Raw genomic sequence first — 496 nt, forward strand, 5'->3', positions numbered from 1 at the left:
AGCCAATACGGTAAATGGTCCATCACCGCGCAACACGGTTGGTAAATCTCCGTCGGCTGCGGTTAGTGCGGCCACCAAGTTTTGTAGATTTTCATTTCCCATGGCCAAATCTGTAATGGGAACAAGGATAATGTCGGCCAATTCGTCCAAAATGGCTTGAGGTAATAGCACCTTATCTATTACGTGAACCACCCCGTTGGAAACCTCGATGTCGGCATCAACCACTTGGGCAGGAACATCGGTAGCATCTTGAATAAATACATCACCATCGATTACCACTTGTAAGGAAGAACCTTGAAGAGTAGTAAGACTCATACCATCGGTTAAATCTGTGGAAAATGCAGCATCGGCCACTACGTGATAAGTAAGAATTACAGCAAGTAAATCTTGCAATTGTTGTGAACTAAAGTCATCGAGCGAATCAAAACCATCCAATTGGGCAAGCAAATCGTTGAATGCTTCGTTGGTCGGGGCAAATACGGTAAATGGTCCTTCA

Annotated in this window: 1 protein-coding gene; it reads right to left on the reverse strand. The window is 44.6% G+C overall.

Features of this window, described 5'->3' with window-relative positions:
* Window positions 1-496 (reverse strand): fasciclin domain-containing protein (locus DCK90_RS16375; RefSeq protein WP_199912702.1); only part of this gene is annotated, 496 nt, incomplete at both ends.

The organism is Muricauda brasiliensis, from assembly GCF_003057865.1.
Lineage (GTDB): Bacteria > Bacteroidota > Bacteroidia > Flavobacteriales > Flavobacteriaceae > Flagellimonas > Flagellimonas chongwuensis.